Source organism: Pseudomonas reactans (assembly GCF_013385825.1).
In the GTDB taxonomy this organism is placed as follows: Bacteria; Pseudomonadota; Gammaproteobacteria; order Pseudomonadales; family Pseudomonadaceae; genus Aquipseudomonas; species Aquipseudomonas reactans.
Window position 1 is genome coordinate 373132 of sequence record NZ_JACAPG010000018.1, and the last position, 15610, is coordinate 388741.

Genomic DNA, 15610 nt, shown 5'->3' on the forward strand with positions numbered 1-15610 from the left:
CGGGCGCTCAATACGATGCGGGGCAGGGGTTATCTGTCACATTGATGAGCGTTTGAGCGGCCCTGCCCTTGGAAGGAAACCCTGTTATGCGCCTGAGTGCCAGCGCTATTGCGCTTGTTGTCGGACTGCTGGTCAACCCGGGGGCTCAAGCCTCTGAACTGCCACAACGCTGGGTCAGTGCCGGTGGGGCGCTGTCGGAGTGGGTAACGGCGCTGGGCGGCGAGTCGAAGTTGGTGGGGGTGGATACCACCAGCCAGCACCCTGAGTCTCTCAAGGCGTTGCCGAGCATTGGTTACCAGCGACAGTTATCCGCCGAGGGCATCTTGAGTTTGCGCCCGCAGGTGTTGGTAGGTACTGAGGAAATGGGCCCGCCGCCGATACTGGCGCAGATTCGCAGCGCAGGTGTGCAGGTGGAGATGTTTTCGGCGGAGCCTGACTTGCCGACGCTGAAGGGCAACCTTCAGCACTTGGGCAAGTTGCTGGGCGCCGAGGCCAAGGCCAACGAATTGTTTACCGGATATGAGCAGGCGCTGGACCAGCAGAAACGCTGGGTCACCAAGGCTCAGGCCACCCAAAAGGCCCCCGGCGTATTGCTGTTGCTGGGTCATGCAGGCGGCAAGCCACTGATCGCTGGCAAAGACACGGCGGCTGACTGGATGTTGCAGCAGGCGGGCGGGCGCAATCTGGCGACGCATACGGGCTACAAACCGTTTTCGGTGGAGTCGTTGGCGGGGTTGAGCCCGGATGTGCTGGTGTTTGCCGATCGTGCCCTGACCGGAGATGCGGCGCGTGCGGCACTGTTCAAGGAGAATCCGATCCTGGCGTCCACGCCGGCGGCCAAGGCTGGGCGGGTATTTGAGGTGGATCCTACCTTGCTGGTCGGCGGGCTTGGGCCGCGTTTGCCACAAAGCCTCGCTGACCTGTCTGCCGGGTTTTACCCGTCCCAGGCCAAGCCAGCCCCATGACCACTCTGGTAAAACCGAAGACGCTGTTTGTTGGGCTGGCGCTGTTGTGTGTCTTGGCGATCTGGCTTTCGCTGGCACTGGGGCCGGTCAGCTTACCGTTGATGGATACGCTCAAAGCTGCCTTGCGCTTGATGGGGTTGCCGATCGAGGCCCAAGGGCTGGAGCAGGCTGAGCTGATCCTGGGGCAGATCCGTTTGCCGCGTACGCTGCTGGGCTTGGCTGTCGGCGGTGTGTTGGCTTTGTCAGGCGTGGCGATGCAGGGGTTGTTTCGCAATCCCCTGGCTGATCCGGGGTTAGTCGGGGTTTCCAGCGGTGCTGCGCTGGGGGCTGCGGTGGCGATCGTCGGCGGTTCGTTTTTTGGTGGGCTGCCCGATGCGTTCGGGCCTTATCTTTTGTCACTCTGCGCATTCCTTGGCGGCCTGGGCGTCACCGCGCTGGTTTATCGACTGGGGCGGCGCAACGGGCAGACCAACGTCGCAACCATGCTGCTCGCCGGCATTGCCCTGACAGCGCTCGCCAGTTCGGCCGTGGGATTGTTTACCTATCTGGCGGACGACGCCACTTTGCGCACCCTGACGTTTTGGAACCTGGGCAGCCTCAACGGTGCCAGCTATTCACGGTTATGGCCGCTGTTGTTGGTGAGTGCAGGTGTGGCGCTGTGGCTGCCGCGCCGGGCCAAAGCGCTGAATGCCCTGTTGCTCGGTGAGTCGGAGGCCAATCATCTCGGCATCGATGTAGAAGGGCTCAAGCGCGAACTGGTTTTCTGCACGGCGCTGGGCGTCGGGGCTGCGGTGGCTGCCGCGGGCATGATCGGTTTTGTGGGGTTGGTGGTGCCGCATCTGGTGCGTTTGCTGGCGGGGCCGGACCATCGGGTGTTGTTGCCGGCATCGGTTCTGGCAGGTGCGAGCCTGTTGTTGTTTGCCGATCTGGTCGCACGGCTCGCGCTGGCGCCGGCTGAGTTGCCGATCGGTATCGTCACTGCATTTATCGGCGCGCCGTTTTTTCTTTACCTGTTGTTGCGGGGGCGTGCCTGATGCTGCGTGTGGAAGACCTGCAGATCCGTCGCGGTCGCAAAACTGTATTGGCGGATGTCACCCTCGACCTGTTACCGGGCGAAGTGCTCGGCGTGTTGGGTCCCAATGGTGCGGGCAAAAGTACGCTGCTCGGTGGGTTGTGCGGTGAGCTGCACCCCGACCAAGGCAACGTGTGGCTGGATCAACGCCCGTTGAGTGAGTGGAGTGGCGCGCAGCGGGCGCAGCGCCTGGCGGTATTGCCGCAAAGCTCGACGCTGGACTTTGCTTTCCGTGTCGAAGAGGTGGTCGGCATGGGCCGCCTGCCTCATCAGACCGGGCGAGCCCGCGATGATGAGATCATTGAGGCGGCGTTGCAGGCAGCAGATGTCGGCCACTTGAGCGGCCGCAGCTACCTGGCGCTGTCTGGTGGCGAGCGCCAGCGGGTGCATCTGGCACGCGTGCTGGCGCAGTTATGGCCGGGCGAGGCAGGGCAGACGTTGCTGTTGGATGAGCCGACGTCGATGCTGGATCCTTTGCATCAACACACCACCTTACAGGCTATTCGTACCTTCGCTGATCGGGGTGCGGCAGTGTTGGTGATTCTTCACGACTTGAACCTGGCGGCGCGTTACTGCGATCGCATTCTGCTGCTGGAAGCGGGGCGGCCACACGCGTTGGATACGCCGGCGCAGGTGATGCGGCCTGAACCGTTGAAAGCGGTATTTGGCTTGGATGTGCTGGTGCAACCACACCCGGAGCGTGGGCATCCGTTGATCATTGCGCGCTGAAGTCGGCTTTTTATAGGCAAAAAAAGACCCGGCAAGAGCCGGGTCAAATAACCGTGATTAGCCTGATGAGGAGATAATCTGAGAGTCCGAACCAATGGTCTTTCAGTTATCGGCTGATCTCGCGATCAGTTGTGATAATCATAACGATTCTCATTTGAGAGTCAACAGTTGTTTTTGCCTGTGCTCTGCGTTTTCTCAAACGCTTGTTCGGAATGCCTATAGATGTTGGGGTTAGTTCACGAGCTAATTCTTCTGGCGTGCAGATAGCGCGTCCAATTGACGGTTCAATGCTTCCTTGCGTTCGGCAGGAATGTCATTCCAGTGCACATCCATCAGGGCCCCTTCGATTGCATACAGCAATACTTTCGACGCGCGGAATCCGCGTGTCCTGACGGCCCGGTATGCATCGACCGCTCCCAGGCGGCGCAAGTCCGACGCGCTGTGGATGCCCACCGCATGCAGCCACTGTGCTGACGTCTTGCCGAGGTTTTTCAGGTGTTGCAGCTCATCGTTCATCAAGCCTCCTTGCGACGGCCGAATGGTGCGGTGGGTATCGAGACCAGGCAAGCCTGCAAAGGAGTGTAGCGCTCAGTAGGAAAAGCGTAGTTCTTTAGTCGGAAACGGCCTAAAGCTTATAAGTACGACGAGGGCAGACAGGCGGGAAATCCCCGGCTCGGCTGAGCGAACCGGGGCTTAAGCAGAGGGTTTCAGCGGGTGCGGTAGCGCAGGCGAGTCCCGAAATTAACCGACATGAGGATCTCATCGGCAGTCAGTTCTGGCGGGAAGTAGGTACCGGAAATCTGTGCGTGGGCCAGGCTGGCGCCTTCCAGTGGGCAGTCGCGCAGGTCCAGGCCGCGCAGGTCGGCGGAACGGAAGTAGGCATCGGTGAAGTCCACGCCAGCAGTGTTCAGTTCGCGCAAATCCAGCCCGCGGAAGTCGCCACCACGCATGTCGATGACGCCATCTTTCGGGCGTTCCTGATTGAAGCCACGGATATCGTCTTTATGCAGGAGCGAGTAAAGCGGCGTATCAAGAAGCTTGGGGTGACTCATGACGGCGACTCCTGTTGGATTTATGACGCCATTATAGTGCCACTATTGCTTGGCCGTGCCCCCTAAGTAGACGACACGACCAAGAAATTTTTCTTACAGGCCAGGCAGGCGCTGACGAATATGCGCCACCAGCGCATCGAGGGTGCCACTTTCATTGGTCTCGACGCGTTTGCTGAGGAGTAATTCCTCGGCAGTCAGCGGGTCACGCTTGGCCTGCTGTTCTTCGATAATCGCCAATGTCGCGTCGGAAGGATCGTTTTTGTCCGCCTGACGTTGCGCCAACCAGCTGGCGATAACGGCTTGCGGCGCATTGCAATCCAGGATCAGGAAGGGCGCACCGGTGGCTTCAGCTACCTTGGCCGCTGCATCGCGTTGTTCGCGTTTCAGGAAAGTCGCATCCAGCACCACCGGGTAACCGGCGCGCAGCACGGTATCGGCAATGTCATTCAAGCGTGCGTAAGTTGCCGCACTGGCGTCGGCCGCATAGATACCAGCCTGTGGCGTGTTTTCCACCTGTTGCTCGCCGAACAGGCGCTTGCGCTCCACATCCGAACGCAAGCGCACGGCGCCCAATGCTTCCACCAAGCGCATGGACACGTGGCTTTTGCCTACGGCTGAAACACCGTGGGTAATGGCCAGGAACCGCGACGGGATGGTGCTGTAGCTTTCCGCCAGGTTGGCGTAGTTGCGGTATTGGCGCAGGGTCGTGGCGCGTTGCACCGGGCTGGCTTCGCTCGGCATGCTGAACAGCGCGATCTTGGCGCGGACCAGAGCACGATAGGCTTTATAGAAGTTCAGTACTTCCAGGCCTTGATAGTCACCGGTCAGTTCCAGGTACTGACTGATAAAGCGGCGAGCCAGAGACTTGAGGCCACGGTCCTCAAGGTCCATCGCGAGGAAGCCGGTATCGGCATACACATCGGTGAAGCGGAACGGCTCGTTGAACTCGATGCAGTCGAAGATCACCACATGACCATCGATCAAGGTGGCATTGCCCAGGTGAATATCACCGTGGCATTCGCGGGTGAAACCGTCTTTTTTGCGCTGGGAGAACAGTGGCTTGAGGCGCTCGAAGCTGCTTTCGGCCCAGGCCTGCAGAGCGTCCAACTGAGTCAGGTCGGCCTTGTCGCTGAGGAACGGACGGATCTGGTCGAAGTTCTGGCGAACCGGTGCCATGACCTCATCCGGGGTGCCGGCCGGGTGTTCCTGCGGGACTTTTGGCGCCGTGAGGTGGAAGTGCGCGATTTGCTTGGCCATCTCATCGATGTGCGCGCTGGTCAGTTCGCCGTTGGCCTGCAAGGTGCTGAGCAGTTGGCTTTGTGGGAACTGGCGCATTTTCAGCGCGTATTCGACGACCGGGCCGTCGCCGCCCAATTGCGGCGCTTCGGCGGTGCCGGTGATCGGCAACACTTCAAGGTACAAATCTTCGGTCAGGCGCTGGTTGAGGCGTAATTCTTCCCGGCAGAAGTGGCCGCGTTTTTCCAGGTCGGTGAAGTCGAGAAAGCCGAAGTTCATCGGCTTCTTCAGCTTATAGGCGTACGGGCCGGTCAGGACGACCCAGGAAATATGGGTCTCGATGACTTGGAACGCTTCAACCGGGTGAGGGTATAAAGCCGGGTTTTGCAGGGCAGCGATCAGGGACTGGCTCACGGGCGATCCTTCAGAGTCTGGGGAAAAACATGGCGGGCATTATGGCCGCTACGAGCGGTCGTGCAAACCGCTGTCCGGCTCATGTTGATCATCAATAAAGTGCGTATAATCCGCCGCCATGACTCGAACCCGATCTCCCCGTTCCCGTAAAAAACCTCCTTCCCGCGGCTTGCGCCCTTGGCTGGGCTGGGCGCTCAAGCTCGGCCTTGTAGGCCTCGTCGTGCTCGCCGGCTTTGCGGTGTATCTCGACGCCGTGGTGCAGGAGAAGTTCTCCGGCAAGCGCTGGACCATTCCGGCCAAGGTGTACGCGCGCCCGCTGGAACTGTTCACCGGCCAGAAGCTGAGCAAGGATGACTTCCTCACCGAACTCGACGCCTTGGGCTACCGCCGCGAACCCGTGAGCAACGGTCCGGGGGCCGCAGCCGTCAGTGGTAACACTGTCGACCTGAATACCCGTGGCTTCCAGTTCTACGAAGGCCTGGAGAAAGCCCAGCCGGTGCGCGTGCGCTTCTCTGGCGATTATGTAGCTGAACTGTCGTCGCTCAACGGTTCAAAGTTGCCAGTGGTTCGCCTCGAACCGTTGATGATCGGTGGCATTTACCCGAAAAACCTTGAAGACCGCATCCTGATCAAACTTGATCAGGTGCCACCGTATCTGCTGGAAACCTTGGTTGCCGTTGAAGATCGCGATTTCTACAGTCACTGGGGTGTGTCGCCGAAGTCGATTGCCCGCGCAGTCTGGGTGAACACCTCCGGCGGCAAGATGACCCAGGGCGGCAGTACGCTGACGCAACAATTGGTCAAGAATTTCTACCTGACCAACGAGCGCAGCCTGACCCGCAAACTCACCGAAGCAATGATGGCGATGCTGCTGGAGTTGCACTACAGCAAGCAGGAAATCCTTGAGGCGTACCTCAACGAGGTGTTCGTCGGTCAGGATGGGCAGCGCGCCGTGCACGGTTTCGGTTTGGCCAGCCAGTTCTTCTTTGGTCAGCCGCTGTCCGAATTGAAGTTGCACCAGGTCGCGTTGTTGGTGGGCATGGTCAAGGGGCCTTCCTACTACAACCCTCGCCGCAATCCCGAGCGTGCGCTGGAACGCCGCAACTTGGTGCTCGACGTACTTGAGCAGCAGGGCGTCGCCACGGCTGAACAAGTCGCCGCGGCCAAGAAAATGCCACTGGGTGTAACCACTCGCGGCAAGCTGGCAGACAGCTCCTTCCCAGGCTTTATCGATCTGGTCAAACGCCAACTGCGTGAAGACTATCGCGACGAAGACTTGACCGAAGAAGGCCTGCGGATCTTTACCAGTTTCGATCCGATCCTGCAGATGAAGGCCGAAGCGTCGGTGAACGACACCTTCAAGCGCCTGACGGGCCGTAAAGGTTCCGATGAAGTCGAAGCGGCCATGGTGGTGACCAACCCGGAAACCGGTGAAGTCCAGGCCATGATCGGCAGTCGCCAGGCTAGCTTTGCCGGCTTCAACCGTGCGCTGGATGCAGTGCGGCCGATCGGTTCGCTGGTCAAGCCAGCGGTCTATCTGACGGCTTTGGAAAAGCCGAGCAAATACACGCTGACCAGTTGGTTGTCGGATGATCCGCTGTCGGTCAAAGGTGCGGGTGGTCAGGTGTGGACGCCGCAGAATTTCGACCGCCGCTCTCACGGTACCGTATTCCTGTATCAGGGGATTGCGCACTCCTACAACATATCCACTTCGCGACTCGGCCTTGAAGTCGGCGTCCCGAACGTCCTCAAGACCATTGCGCGGCTGGGCGTTACCCGTGAGTTCCCGGCCTTCCCTTCGATTCTGCTGGGCGCGGGTGCGATGACCCCGATGGAAGTCGCGACCATGTACCAGACCCTCGCCAACGGTGGTTTCAATACCCCGATGCGCGGAATCCGCAGTGTTTTGACCGCCGAGGGCGAGCCGCTCAAGCGCTACCCGTTCCAGATTCAGCAACGTTTTGATGCGGGCTCCATCTACCTGATCCAGAACGCAATGCAGCGCGTGATGCGTGAAGGTACGGGGCGCTCGGTCTACAGCGTGCTGCCGGCGAACCTGACCTTGGCGGGCAAGACGGGTACCAGTAACGATTCGCGTGACAGCTGGTTTGCCGGTTTCGGCCAGGATGTGCTGGCAGTGGTGTGGCTGGGGCGTGACGATAACGGCAAGACCCCGTTCACCGGTGCTACCGGTGCGCTGCAGGTCTGGACCAGTTTCATGCGCAAGGCCGACCCGCTGCCGTTGAATATGCCGCAGCCGGATAACATCGTGCAGGCCTGGATTGATCCGCACACGGGGCAGGGCTCCGATGCCAACTGTCCGGGCGCGGTACAGATGCCGTATATTCGCGGCAGCGAACCGCCACCCGGCGCCGCATGCGGTGGCAGTGCCCCCGCTGATGCGGAATCGGTGATGGATTGGGTCAAGGGCTGGATGAATTAAGCAAAGAGGGTTTCAAGTGAACAAGTGGTTGTTTCCAGCTATTACAGCTCTGGCTTTGCTCGGCGGTTGCTCCAGCGTGCAGCGCGGCTCCATTCCCGTGGTGGACTCGAGCACGGCCGTCTCCAATAACGACCGGATCTCGGCCAATGGCGGGTTCCGCCAGACCGTCACCAATCGTCCTGCCCAAGCCAAGCCGCAGGCCATGCCGCAGGATTCGGGCGTGGTGGTGATGGTGCCGGGCGGTGGTGCAGCCACATCGGCGCCCATCAGCACGCAGCCGTGGACCCCAGGGCCAAGCACATCTGGCCCGATCGATACCACGCCGATCCAGACAACCCCGATCAACCAGGGCACCTACAACATGCCGTCAACGCCGAGTGGCATTCCATCGTCCTCCAGCGCTGGCGGCTTGTCGGCTGATGAGCAACTGGATGGCCCGGTGCTGGCTTTGTTGACCACTGCCCAGCAACAGCAGGCGGGTGGCGATTTGAATGGCGCATCCTCGAGTCTCGAGCGTGCCCAACGCGTTGCGCCGCGTGAGCCGCAAGTGTTGTATCGCCTGGCCCAGGTGCGCATGGCCCAGGGTGATGCACCGCAAGCCGAACAGTTCGCCCGTCGCGGCTTGTCGCTCGCCAACGGTCGTCCCGACCTGCAAGCCAGCCTGTGGGCGTTGATTGGCGATGCGCGTGCCGCACAAGGCGATGCCGCTGGCGCTGCCCAGGCACGCCAAAAAGCAAAGGTCAGCCTCTGATGGATGCACGGTTTCCCGCCATCGCCGAACAGCTGCTGCTGATAGAGCGAGAGTTGCGCGTGCAGGGCTGGTGGGACGATGTGTCCCCCAGCGTCGAGGCGCTCAGCAGTGTCGAGCCCTTTTCTGTGGATACCCTGGATTTTCACCAGTGGCTGCAATGGATCTTCCTGGTGCGCATGAAGCAGATCCTCGAACAGGACCTGCCGTTGCCCAATGCCTCGGGCATTTTGGAGATGGCCGAAATGGTCTACGCCGATCGTCCGCAAGAGAGCCTTGGCTTGCGTAACGCGCTGAAAAAGTTCGACCAACTGATCGTCGACGCTCGTTAATTGCCTGACTGCCGGGTTTTCCGGCAGTCTTGCGCACATTTCTACCGCTTGACGACATTCAGACGAGTTTTATCCCTCCTCAAAGCCCTTTCTTCTATGTTCTCATGCGCTTAGTTGGAAAAAAGCGCAATTATTGCTTGACTTGAAGGGCCTGAAACAGAAGAATCCAAAGTCCGCTGTATCGGGACTGCCAGAAGCAGGCCCGCTCAGCAGATCATGAGGCGCACATCCGCGCCGACCTGTTACACCCGCAACGCGTTACCTCGCGCTGGGTGGGAAAAGCCCGCAACACTTGGGACGATCCCAATACTTGCTCAGTCAGTGCTGACGTAGTCGGCGACCACCGTCGCTCATGCTCTGTTGAGAAGTAAACCTATTAAGACCCGTCGGTTTTCAACGGACGGTATTCTGGCGTTTTAGAGGTGAACAACGTGGAGCTTTTATCTGGTGGTGAGATGCTCGTCCGCTTTTTGCGTGACGAAGGCGTCGACTATATCTACGGGTACCCAGGTGGTGCTCTGCTGCATGTCTACGACGCACTGTTCAAGGAACCGGCTGTTACCCACATCCTGGTTCGCCACGAACAAGCGGCAACCCATATGGCTGACGGTTATGCCCGTGCCACCGGTAAAGCCGGTGTGGTGCTGGTAACGTCCGGCCCAGGCGCAACCAATGCCATTACCGGCATCGCGACTGCGTATATGGACTCCATCCCGATGGTGATCATTTCCGGCCAGGTGCCTAGCACCATGGTAGGCACCGATGCATTCCAGGAAACCGACATGATCGGTATTTCCCGGCCGATCGTGAAACACAGTTTCATGATCAAGCATCCTTCGGAAATCCCGGATGTCATGAAAAAGGCGTTCTACCTTGCACAGTCCGGTCGCCCGGGTCCTGTCGTGGTCGATATCCCGAAAGACATGACCAACCCGGCGGAAAAATTCGAATACGTCTTCCCGAAGAAAGCCAAGCTGCGCTCCTACAGCCCGGCCGTTCGTGGGCACTCGGGGCAAATCCGCAAGGCAGCAGAAATGCTCTTGGCGGCCAAGCGTCCAGTGTTGTACTCGGGCGGTGGCGTCATTCTGGGCGGCGGTTCCGCACCGTTGACCGAGTTGGCCAAGCTGCTCAACCTGCCGGTAACCAACACCTTGATGGGCCTCGGCGCCTTCCCGGGTACGGACCGTCAGTTCGTCGGCATGCTCGGCATGCACGGCAGCTACACCGCCAACCTGGCCATGCACCATGCCGACGTGATCCTGGCCGTGGGCGCGCGTTTCGATGACCGAGTGATCAACGGCGCGAGCAAATTCTGCCCGAATGCCAAGATCATCCACATCGACATCGACCCGGCGTCCATCTCCAAGACCATCAAGGCCGACGTGCCGATTGTAGGTCCGGTGGAAAGCGTATTGACCGAAATGGTTGCCGCGCTCAAGGACATCGGCGAGGCGCCGAACAAGGAATCCGTTGCCAGTTGGTGGAAGCAGATCGACGAATGGCGCGGTGATCGCGGCCTGTTCCCTTACGACAAGGGCGACGGCAGCATCATCAAGCCACAAACCGTGATCGAGACCCTGTGCGAAGTGACCAAGGGCGACGCCTTTGTGACCTCCGACGTGGGCCAGCACCAGATGTTCGCCGCGCAGTACTACAAGTTCGACAAGCCTAACCGCTGGATCAACTCCGGTGGCCTGGGCACGATGGGCTTTGGGTTCCCTGCGGCCATGGGCGTGAAACTGAGTTTCCCGGATACCGACGTCGCTTGCGTCACCGGTGAGGGCAGCATTCAGATGAACATTCAGGAACTGTCGACGTGCCTGCAGTATGGCCTTCCAGTGAAGATCGTCTGCTTGAACAACGGCGTGCTGGGCATGGTCCGTCAATGGCAGGACATGAGCTACAACAGCCGTCACTCCCACTCCTACATGGAATCGCTGCCGGATTTCGTAAAATTGGTTGAAGCCTATGGCCACGTCGGCATTCGCATCACCGATTTGAAAGATCTGAAGCCGAAGATGGAAGAGGCGTTCGCCATGAAGGACCGCCTGGTGTTCATCGATATCAAGGTGGATACCAGCGAGCACGTCTACCCGATGCAGATCAAAGACGGCTCTATGCGCGACATGTGGCTGAACAAGACGGAGCGTACTTAATCATGCGGCACATTATCTCCCTGCTTCTGGAGAACGAACCCGGCGCTCTGTCTCGTGTTGTCGGCCTGTTTTCGCAACGTAACTACAACATCGAAAGCCTGACCGTGGCCCCGACCGAAGACCCGACCCTGTCGCGCCTGACGTTGACCACTGTGGGCCACGATGAGGTGATCGAACAGATCACCAAGAACCTCAACAAGCTGATCGAAGTGGTCAAGCTGGTCGACCTGTCGGAAAGTGCCCACATCGAGCGCGAGCTGATGCTGGTTAAAGTCAAGGCCACGGGTGCCCAACGTGCCGAGATCAAGCGCACCACCGACATTTATCGCGGGCAGATCGTCGATGTGAGCGCCAGCGTTTATACCGTTCAACTGACCGGTACAAGCGACAAGCTGGACAGCTTCATCCAGTCGATCGGGACGGCCTCGATTCTGGAAACGGTACGCAGTGGTGTCACCGGGATTGCCCGTGGCGACAAAGTACTCAGCATCTAACCCAAATTAGCGAATGGCCTTACGGCCTGGATATATAGAGGAACCTCATGAAAGTTTATTACGAAAAAGATTGTGACCTGTCGATCATCCAGGGCAAGAAAGTCGCCATCATCGGCTACGGCTCCCAGGGTCACGCGCAAGCCTGCAACCTGAAAGATTCCGGCGTTGACGTGACTGTTGGCCTGCGTAAAGGTTCGGCCACTGTTGCCAAGGCTGAGGCCCACGGCCTGAAAGTGACTGACGTTGCTTCCGCCGTTGCTGCTGCCGACCTGGTCATGATCCTGACCCCGGACGAGTTCCAGTCCGCGCTGTACAAGAACGAAATCGAGCCGAACATCAAGAAGGGCGCCACCCTGGCCTTCTCCCACGGCTTCGCGATCCACTACAACCAGGTTGTGCCGCGCGCTGACCTCGACGTGATCATGATCGCGCCGAAAGCCCCGGGCCACACCGTGCGTTCCGAGTTTGTCAAAGGCGGCGGCATCCCCGACCTGATCGCGATCTACCAAGACGCTTCGGGCAACGCCAAGAACGTGGCACTGTCCTACGCTGCTGGCGTCGGTGGCGGTCGTACCGGCATCATCGAAACCACCTTCAAGGACGAGACTGAAACCGACCTGTTCGGCGAACAAGCCGTTCTGTGCGGCGGTACCGTTGAACTGGTAAAAGCCGGTTTCGAAACCCTGGTTGAAGCCGGCTACGCGCCGGAAATGGCCTACTTCGAATGCCTGCACGAACTGAAACTGATCGTTGACCTCATGTACGAAGGCGGTATCGCCAACATGAACTACTCGATCTCCAACAACGCCGAGTACGGCGAGTACGTGACTGGCCCGGAAGTGATCAACGCCGAGTCCCGTCAGGCCATGCGCAACGCCCTGAAACGTATTCAGGACGGCGAATACGCCAAAATGTTCATCAGCGAAGGCGCTACCGGCTACCCTTCGATGACCGCCAAGCGTCGTAACAACGCCGCTCACGGTATCGAAGTCATCGGCGAGCAACTGCGCTCCATGATGCCGTGGATCGGTGCCAACAAGATCGTCGACAAAGCCAAAAACTAAGTCGTACGCATCAACGGAAAACGCGGCTTAGGCCGCGTTTTTTCGTTTGGGGGCGGGTTCTGGTATAAAGCTGCATCGTTTGCAGGCGAACACGCGCCGCAAGTATTTGTCGAATTCTTTTCACACCGTTGCAAGGTAAAGTCCATGACCGAACGTCCCGAAGAGCCAAACCAGGCCTCTGACGCCGAAAGCCTGCTGCCGATCGATGAGCATGTCGAAGAAGGGCATGATGCGGAAGGTCGCAAGGTCCGGCATCGTGGCATCTATCTTCTGCCCAACCTGTTCACCACGGCGAACCTGTTTGCCGGCTTCTATTCCATCATCAACTCCATGAGCGCCCAAAGCGCACTGGCGGCAGGTGACGCGGCGAGTGCCAGTAAGTATTTTGGTTTTGCGGCCATCGCCATCTTTGTCGCCATGGTGCTCGACGGTCTGGATGGTCGAGTGGCGCGCATGACCAATACGCAAAGTGCCTTTGGTGCCGAGTATGACTCGCTGTCGGACATGGTCGCGTTTGGTGTTGCCCCTGCGTTACTCGCATTTGCGTGGGCGCTGGGTGATATGGGGAAAGTCGGCTGGATGGTTGCCTTCATTTATGTCGCGGGTGCTGCTTTGCGTCTGGCGCGCTTCAATACCCAGGTGGGAACTGCCGACAAGCGTTACTTCATCGGTCTGGCCAGCCCGGCTGCTGCGGGTGTGGTGGCGGGTATCGTCTGGGCGTTCAGTGATTACGGCATCCAGGGTTCGAAGATGTCGTTCCTCGTGGCCTTGATGGTGGCTGCGGCCGGCATGCTGATGGTCAGTAACATCAAGTACAACAGCTTCAAGGAGCTGGACCTGAAGGGGCGTGTGCCTTTCGTGGCGATTCTGGCCGTGGTGCTGGTGTTCGCCGTGGTGTTCAGCGACCCGCCGCGTATTCTGTTGCTGGCGTTCCTGGTTTACGCCGCTTCGGGGCCGGTTCAGTACTTGCTGCATCTGCGCCGCGACAAAACATTGCCTTAATGTAATTTCCCCCATACTCCGCAGTCTATTGGTGCATCAGTTCTCCAATGCTGCGGAGTTGCCATGTTAATCAAATTGCCCAAAGCGTCCGATTGCCACGAATCGGATGTCACACCTGAATCCTTCTATCTTTCTCGCCGCAGCTTGCTCGGTGGTGCGCTTGCCGGCGTTGCTGCCAGCAGCTTGCCGCGTTGGGCGAGTGCGGACGAAGCCTCGCGTTATGCCGATGTCGAAGCGGGCAGGGCGCCGGGCTGGTTTGCCGAGAAACTGCCAGGCACGAAATGGCAGGCTGTCACGGTAAAGGACGAGGCGATCACCCCGTTCAAGGATGCGACCCACTACAACAACTTCTACGAGTTCGGTACAGGCAAGGGCGACCCAGCAACGAACGCGGGCTCACTCAAGACCGAGCCTTGGAGCGTGGTGATTGATGGCGAAGTCGCGAAGCCAGGTCGATATGCCCTGGAAGACTTCATGAAGCCGTATCAGTTGGAAGAGCGTATCTACCGTCTGCGCTGTGTTGAGGCATGGTCAATGGTTATTCCATGGATCGGTTTTCCGATCTCGGCGTTGCTCAAGCAGGTTGAGCCGACTTCCAAGGCCAAATACATTCGTTTTGAAACGCTGCAAGATTCCAAGAGCATGCCGGGCCAGCGGTCGAGTTTTGGCTTGATCGATTGGCCTTATGTAGAGGGCTTGCGTCTGGATGAGGCGATGAACCCTTTGGCGATCCTGGCTGTGGGAATGTACGGACGCGAACTGCCTAACCAGAATGGCGCGCCGTTGCGTTTGGTAGTGCCATGGAAATATGGCTTCAAGAGTGTGAAGTCTATTGTTCGCATCAGCCTTGTCAGCGAGCAGCCGAAAACCACCTGGCAGAGCATTGCAGCGGACGAATATGGCTTTTATGCAAATGTGAACCCTACGGTCGATCACCCGCGTTGGACCCAGGCGCGGGAGCGTCGTCTACCGAGTGGCCTGTTCAGCCCCAATGTGCGCGAGACGCAGATGTTCAATGGTTACTCGGATGAGGTGGCGTCTCTATATACCGATCTCGATCTGCGGAAGAACTACTGATGCGTTACCCAATCTGGCGTATTGGCGTCTTTATAGCGGCGGCGGTATGGCCGTTGTTCTGGCTATATGAAGCTTGGAGTTCTGTCCTGGGGCCGGATCCGGGAAAGGTGTTGGTTGATCTGCTGGGCCTCGGCACGCTGATACTGTTGTTGATCACCCTGGCAATGACCCCACTACAGAAGCTTAGTGGTTGGGCAGGGTGGATAGCGGTGCGTCGGCAGCTTGGGTTGTGGTGCTTTGCTTATGTCGTGCTGCATCTGGCTGCTTATTGTGTGTTTGTGCTTGGATTGGATTGGTCGCAGCTAGGCGTTGAGTTGCGCAAGCGGCCTTACATTATTGTGGGCGCGTTGGGTTTCCTGTCGCTGTTAGTATTGGCGGTGACGTCGAATCGTTACAGTCAGCGTCGGTTGGGCAGCCGTTGGAAGAAGCTGCACCGTCTGGTGTACGTGATTCTGGGACTTGGCTTGCTTCACATGTTGTGGATTGTGCGTGCGGACCTCAAGGAATGGGCTATCTATGCTTCTATAGGTGCACTGCTCCTGGTGCTACGGATCCCGCCTGTAATGCGTCGAATCCCGCGCCTTATTGCGAAAAAATCACTTTCTGCCACAAAAGCGTAATTAACGGTTGACGGCGAATATTAACTGTCTATAATTCGCCCCACTTCCGGCGCAGTCGAAACGGAAAACTCCTTGATAAACAATGAGTTATGTAGGTTTCGGCAGCAGGTTGCTTCAGTTCATCGAAGCCAAAAGGAAGTTGAAAAAGAGGTGTTGACAGCAGCGTGTAACGCTGTAGAATTCGCCTCCCGCTGACGAGAGATCGG

Annotated in this window: 15 protein-coding genes; 12 read left to right on the forward strand and 3 right to left on the reverse strand. The window is 58.7% G+C overall.

Annotated features, from left to right (window positions below; translation table 11 throughout):
- The first annotated feature begins 86 nt into the window (after positions 1-86).
- The 3 genes from HX868_RS22070 to HX868_RS22080 are packed head-to-tail and all read left to right on the forward strand — an operon-like array spanning position 87 to position 2766.
- The gene (locus HX868_RS22070) at positions 87-965 is read left to right on the forward strand and encodes a heme/hemin ABC transporter substrate-binding protein (protein WP_177004349.1); all 879 of its coding nucleotides are present in this window, start codon (positions 87-89) and stop codon (positions 963-965) included.
- Positions 962-1999, forward strand: coding sequence for a FecCD family ABC transporter permease (locus HX868_RS22075; RefSeq protein ID WP_177004350.1), 1038 nt, complete (start codon positions 962-964; stop codon positions 1997-1999). The genes HX868_RS22070 and HX868_RS22075 overlap by 4 nt, the downstream gene beginning before the upstream one ends.
- A complete protein-coding gene (locus tag HX868_RS22080; protein WP_016976846.1) occupies positions 1999-2766 on the forward strand; it encodes a heme ABC transporter ATP-binding protein in 768 nt (255 codons plus the stop codon). The genes HX868_RS22075 and HX868_RS22080 overlap by 1 nt, the downstream gene beginning before the upstream one ends.
- A 243-nt stretch (positions 2767-3009) precedes the next feature.
- Here HX868_RS22080 and HX868_RS22085 read toward each other — a convergent pair whose 3' ends face one another.
- From HX868_RS22085 to HX868_RS22095, 3 genes are all read right to left on the reverse strand, one after another.
- Positions 3010-3282 carry a TfoX/Sxy family protein gene (locus HX868_RS22085; protein WP_010206563.1) on the reverse strand — a complete coding sequence of 91 codons (273 nt, stop codon included), beginning with the start codon at positions 3280-3282 and terminating at the stop codon, positions 3010-3012.
- Positions 3283-3473: 191 nt separating this feature from the next.
- On the reverse strand, positions 3474-3818 hold the full coding sequence (locus tag HX868_RS22090; protein ID WP_016976848.1) for a pentapeptide repeat-containing protein: 345 nt from the start codon (positions 3816-3818) through the stop codon (positions 3474-3476).
- A gap of 93 nt (positions 3819-3911) precedes the next feature.
- Positions 3912-5468 carry an AAA family ATPase gene (locus HX868_RS22095; RefSeq protein ID WP_177004351.1) on the reverse strand — a complete coding sequence of 519 codons (1557 nt, stop codon included), beginning with the start codon at positions 5466-5468 and terminating at the stop codon, positions 3912-3914.
- A gap of 118 nt (positions 5469-5586) precedes the next feature.
- Here HX868_RS22095 and mrcB point away from each other — a divergent pair, with 118 nt between their 5' ends.
- From mrcB to msrQ, 9 genes are all read left to right on the forward strand, one after another.
- Complete coding sequence (gene mrcB / locus HX868_RS22100) at positions 5587-7911, forward strand: penicillin-binding protein 1B (RefSeq protein ID WP_177004352.1); 2325 nt, start codon at positions 5587-5589, stop codon at positions 7909-7911.
- Positions 7912-7927: 16 nt separating this feature from the next.
- Positions 7928-8662, forward strand: coding sequence for a tetratricopeptide repeat protein (locus tag HX868_RS22105; protein WP_177004353.1), 735 nt, complete (start codon positions 7928-7930; stop codon positions 8660-8662).
- Positions 8662-8991: a YqcC family protein gene (locus HX868_RS22110; protein WP_021492878.1), complete on the forward strand. Its 330-nt coding sequence runs from the start codon at positions 8662-8664 to the stop codon at positions 8989-8991. Before HX868_RS22105 ends, HX868_RS22110 begins: the two co-directional genes overlap by 1 nt.
- Before the next feature lie 431 nt (positions 8992-9422).
- Positions 9423-11147, forward strand: coding sequence for an acetolactate synthase 3 large subunit (locus HX868_RS22115; protein WP_177004354.1), 1725 nt, complete (start codon positions 9423-9425; stop codon positions 11145-11147).
- 2 nt (positions 11148-11149) lie between these two features.
- On the forward strand, positions 11150-11641 hold the full coding sequence (gene ilvN, locus HX868_RS22120; RefSeq protein WP_003176102.1) for an acetolactate synthase small subunit: 492 nt from the start codon (positions 11150-11152) through the stop codon (positions 11639-11641).
- 47 nt (positions 11642-11688) lie between these two features.
- Positions 11689-12705 carry a ketol-acid reductoisomerase gene (gene ilvC / locus HX868_RS22125; protein WP_056859781.1) on the forward strand — a complete coding sequence of 339 codons (1017 nt, stop codon included), beginning with the start codon at positions 11689-11691 and terminating at the stop codon, positions 12703-12705.
- A 144-nt stretch (positions 12706-12849) separates the two neighbouring features.
- Positions 12850-13707 carry a CDP-diacylglycerol--serine O-phosphatidyltransferase gene (pssA, locus tag HX868_RS22130; protein WP_177004355.1) on the forward strand — a complete coding sequence of 286 codons (858 nt, stop codon included), beginning with the start codon at positions 12850-12852 and terminating at the stop codon, positions 13705-13707.
- Between the two features lie 63 nt (positions 13708-13770).
- Entirely contained in the window at positions 13771-14784 is a 1014-nt protein-coding gene (gene msrP / locus HX868_RS22135) for a protein-methionine-sulfoxide reductase catalytic subunit MsrP (RefSeq protein ID WP_177004356.1), read from the forward strand.
- Positions 14784-15404 (forward strand): protein-methionine-sulfoxide reductase heme-binding subunit MsrQ, encoded by a 621-nt coding sequence (msrQ, locus tag HX868_RS22140; protein ID WP_177004357.1) that lies wholly within the window; start codon positions 14784-14786, stop codon positions 15402-15404. Before msrP ends, msrQ begins: the two co-directional genes overlap by 1 nt.
- Positions 15405-15610 lie beyond the last annotated feature (206 nt).

Bases quoted from the DNA above. Each gene is read 5' to 3' on its own strand.
- HX868_RS22090 (WP_016976848.1), bottom strand. From the start codon at position 3,818: ATGAGTCACCCCAAGCTTCTTGATACGCCGCTTTACTCGCTCCTGCAT.
- HX868_RS22085 (WP_010206563.1), bottom strand. From the start codon at position 3,282: ATGAACGATGAGCTGCAACACCTGAAAAACCTCGGCAAGACGTCAGCA.
- HX868_RS22075 (WP_177004350.1), top strand. From the start codon at position 962: ATGACCACTCTGGTAAAACCGAAGACGCTGTTTGTTGGGCTGGCGCTG.
- HX868_RS22080 (WP_016976846.1), top strand. From the start codon at position 1,999: ATGCTGCGTGTGGAAGACCTGCAGATCCGTCGCGGTCGCAAAACTGTA.
- msrP (WP_177004356.1), top strand. From the start codon at position 13,771: ATGTTAATCAAATTGCCCAAAGCGTCCGATTGCCACGAATCGGATGTC.
- mrcB (WP_177004352.1), top strand. From the start codon at position 5,587: ATGACTCGAACCCGATCTCCCCGTTCCCGTAAAAAACCTCCTTCCCGC.
- ilvC (WP_056859781.1), top strand. From the start codon at position 11,689: ATGAAAGTTTATTACGAAAAAGATTGTGACCTGTCGATCATCCAGGGC.
- pssA (WP_177004355.1), top strand. From the start codon at position 12,850: ATGACCGAACGTCCCGAAGAGCCAAACCAGGCCTCTGACGCCGAAAGC.
- HX868_RS22070 (WP_177004349.1), top strand. From the start codon at position 87: ATGCGCCTGAGTGCCAGCGCTATTGCGCTTGTTGTCGGACTGCTGGTC.
- ilvN (WP_003176102.1), top strand. From the start codon at position 11,150: ATGCGGCACATTATCTCCCTGCTTCTGGAGAACGAACCCGGCGCTCTG.
- HX868_RS22110 (WP_021492878.1), top strand. From the start codon at position 8,662: ATGGATGCACGGTTTCCCGCCATCGCCGAACAGCTGCTGCTGATAGAG.
- msrQ (WP_177004357.1), top strand. From the start codon at position 14,784: ATGCGTTACCCAATCTGGCGTATTGGCGTCTTTATAGCGGCGGCGGTA.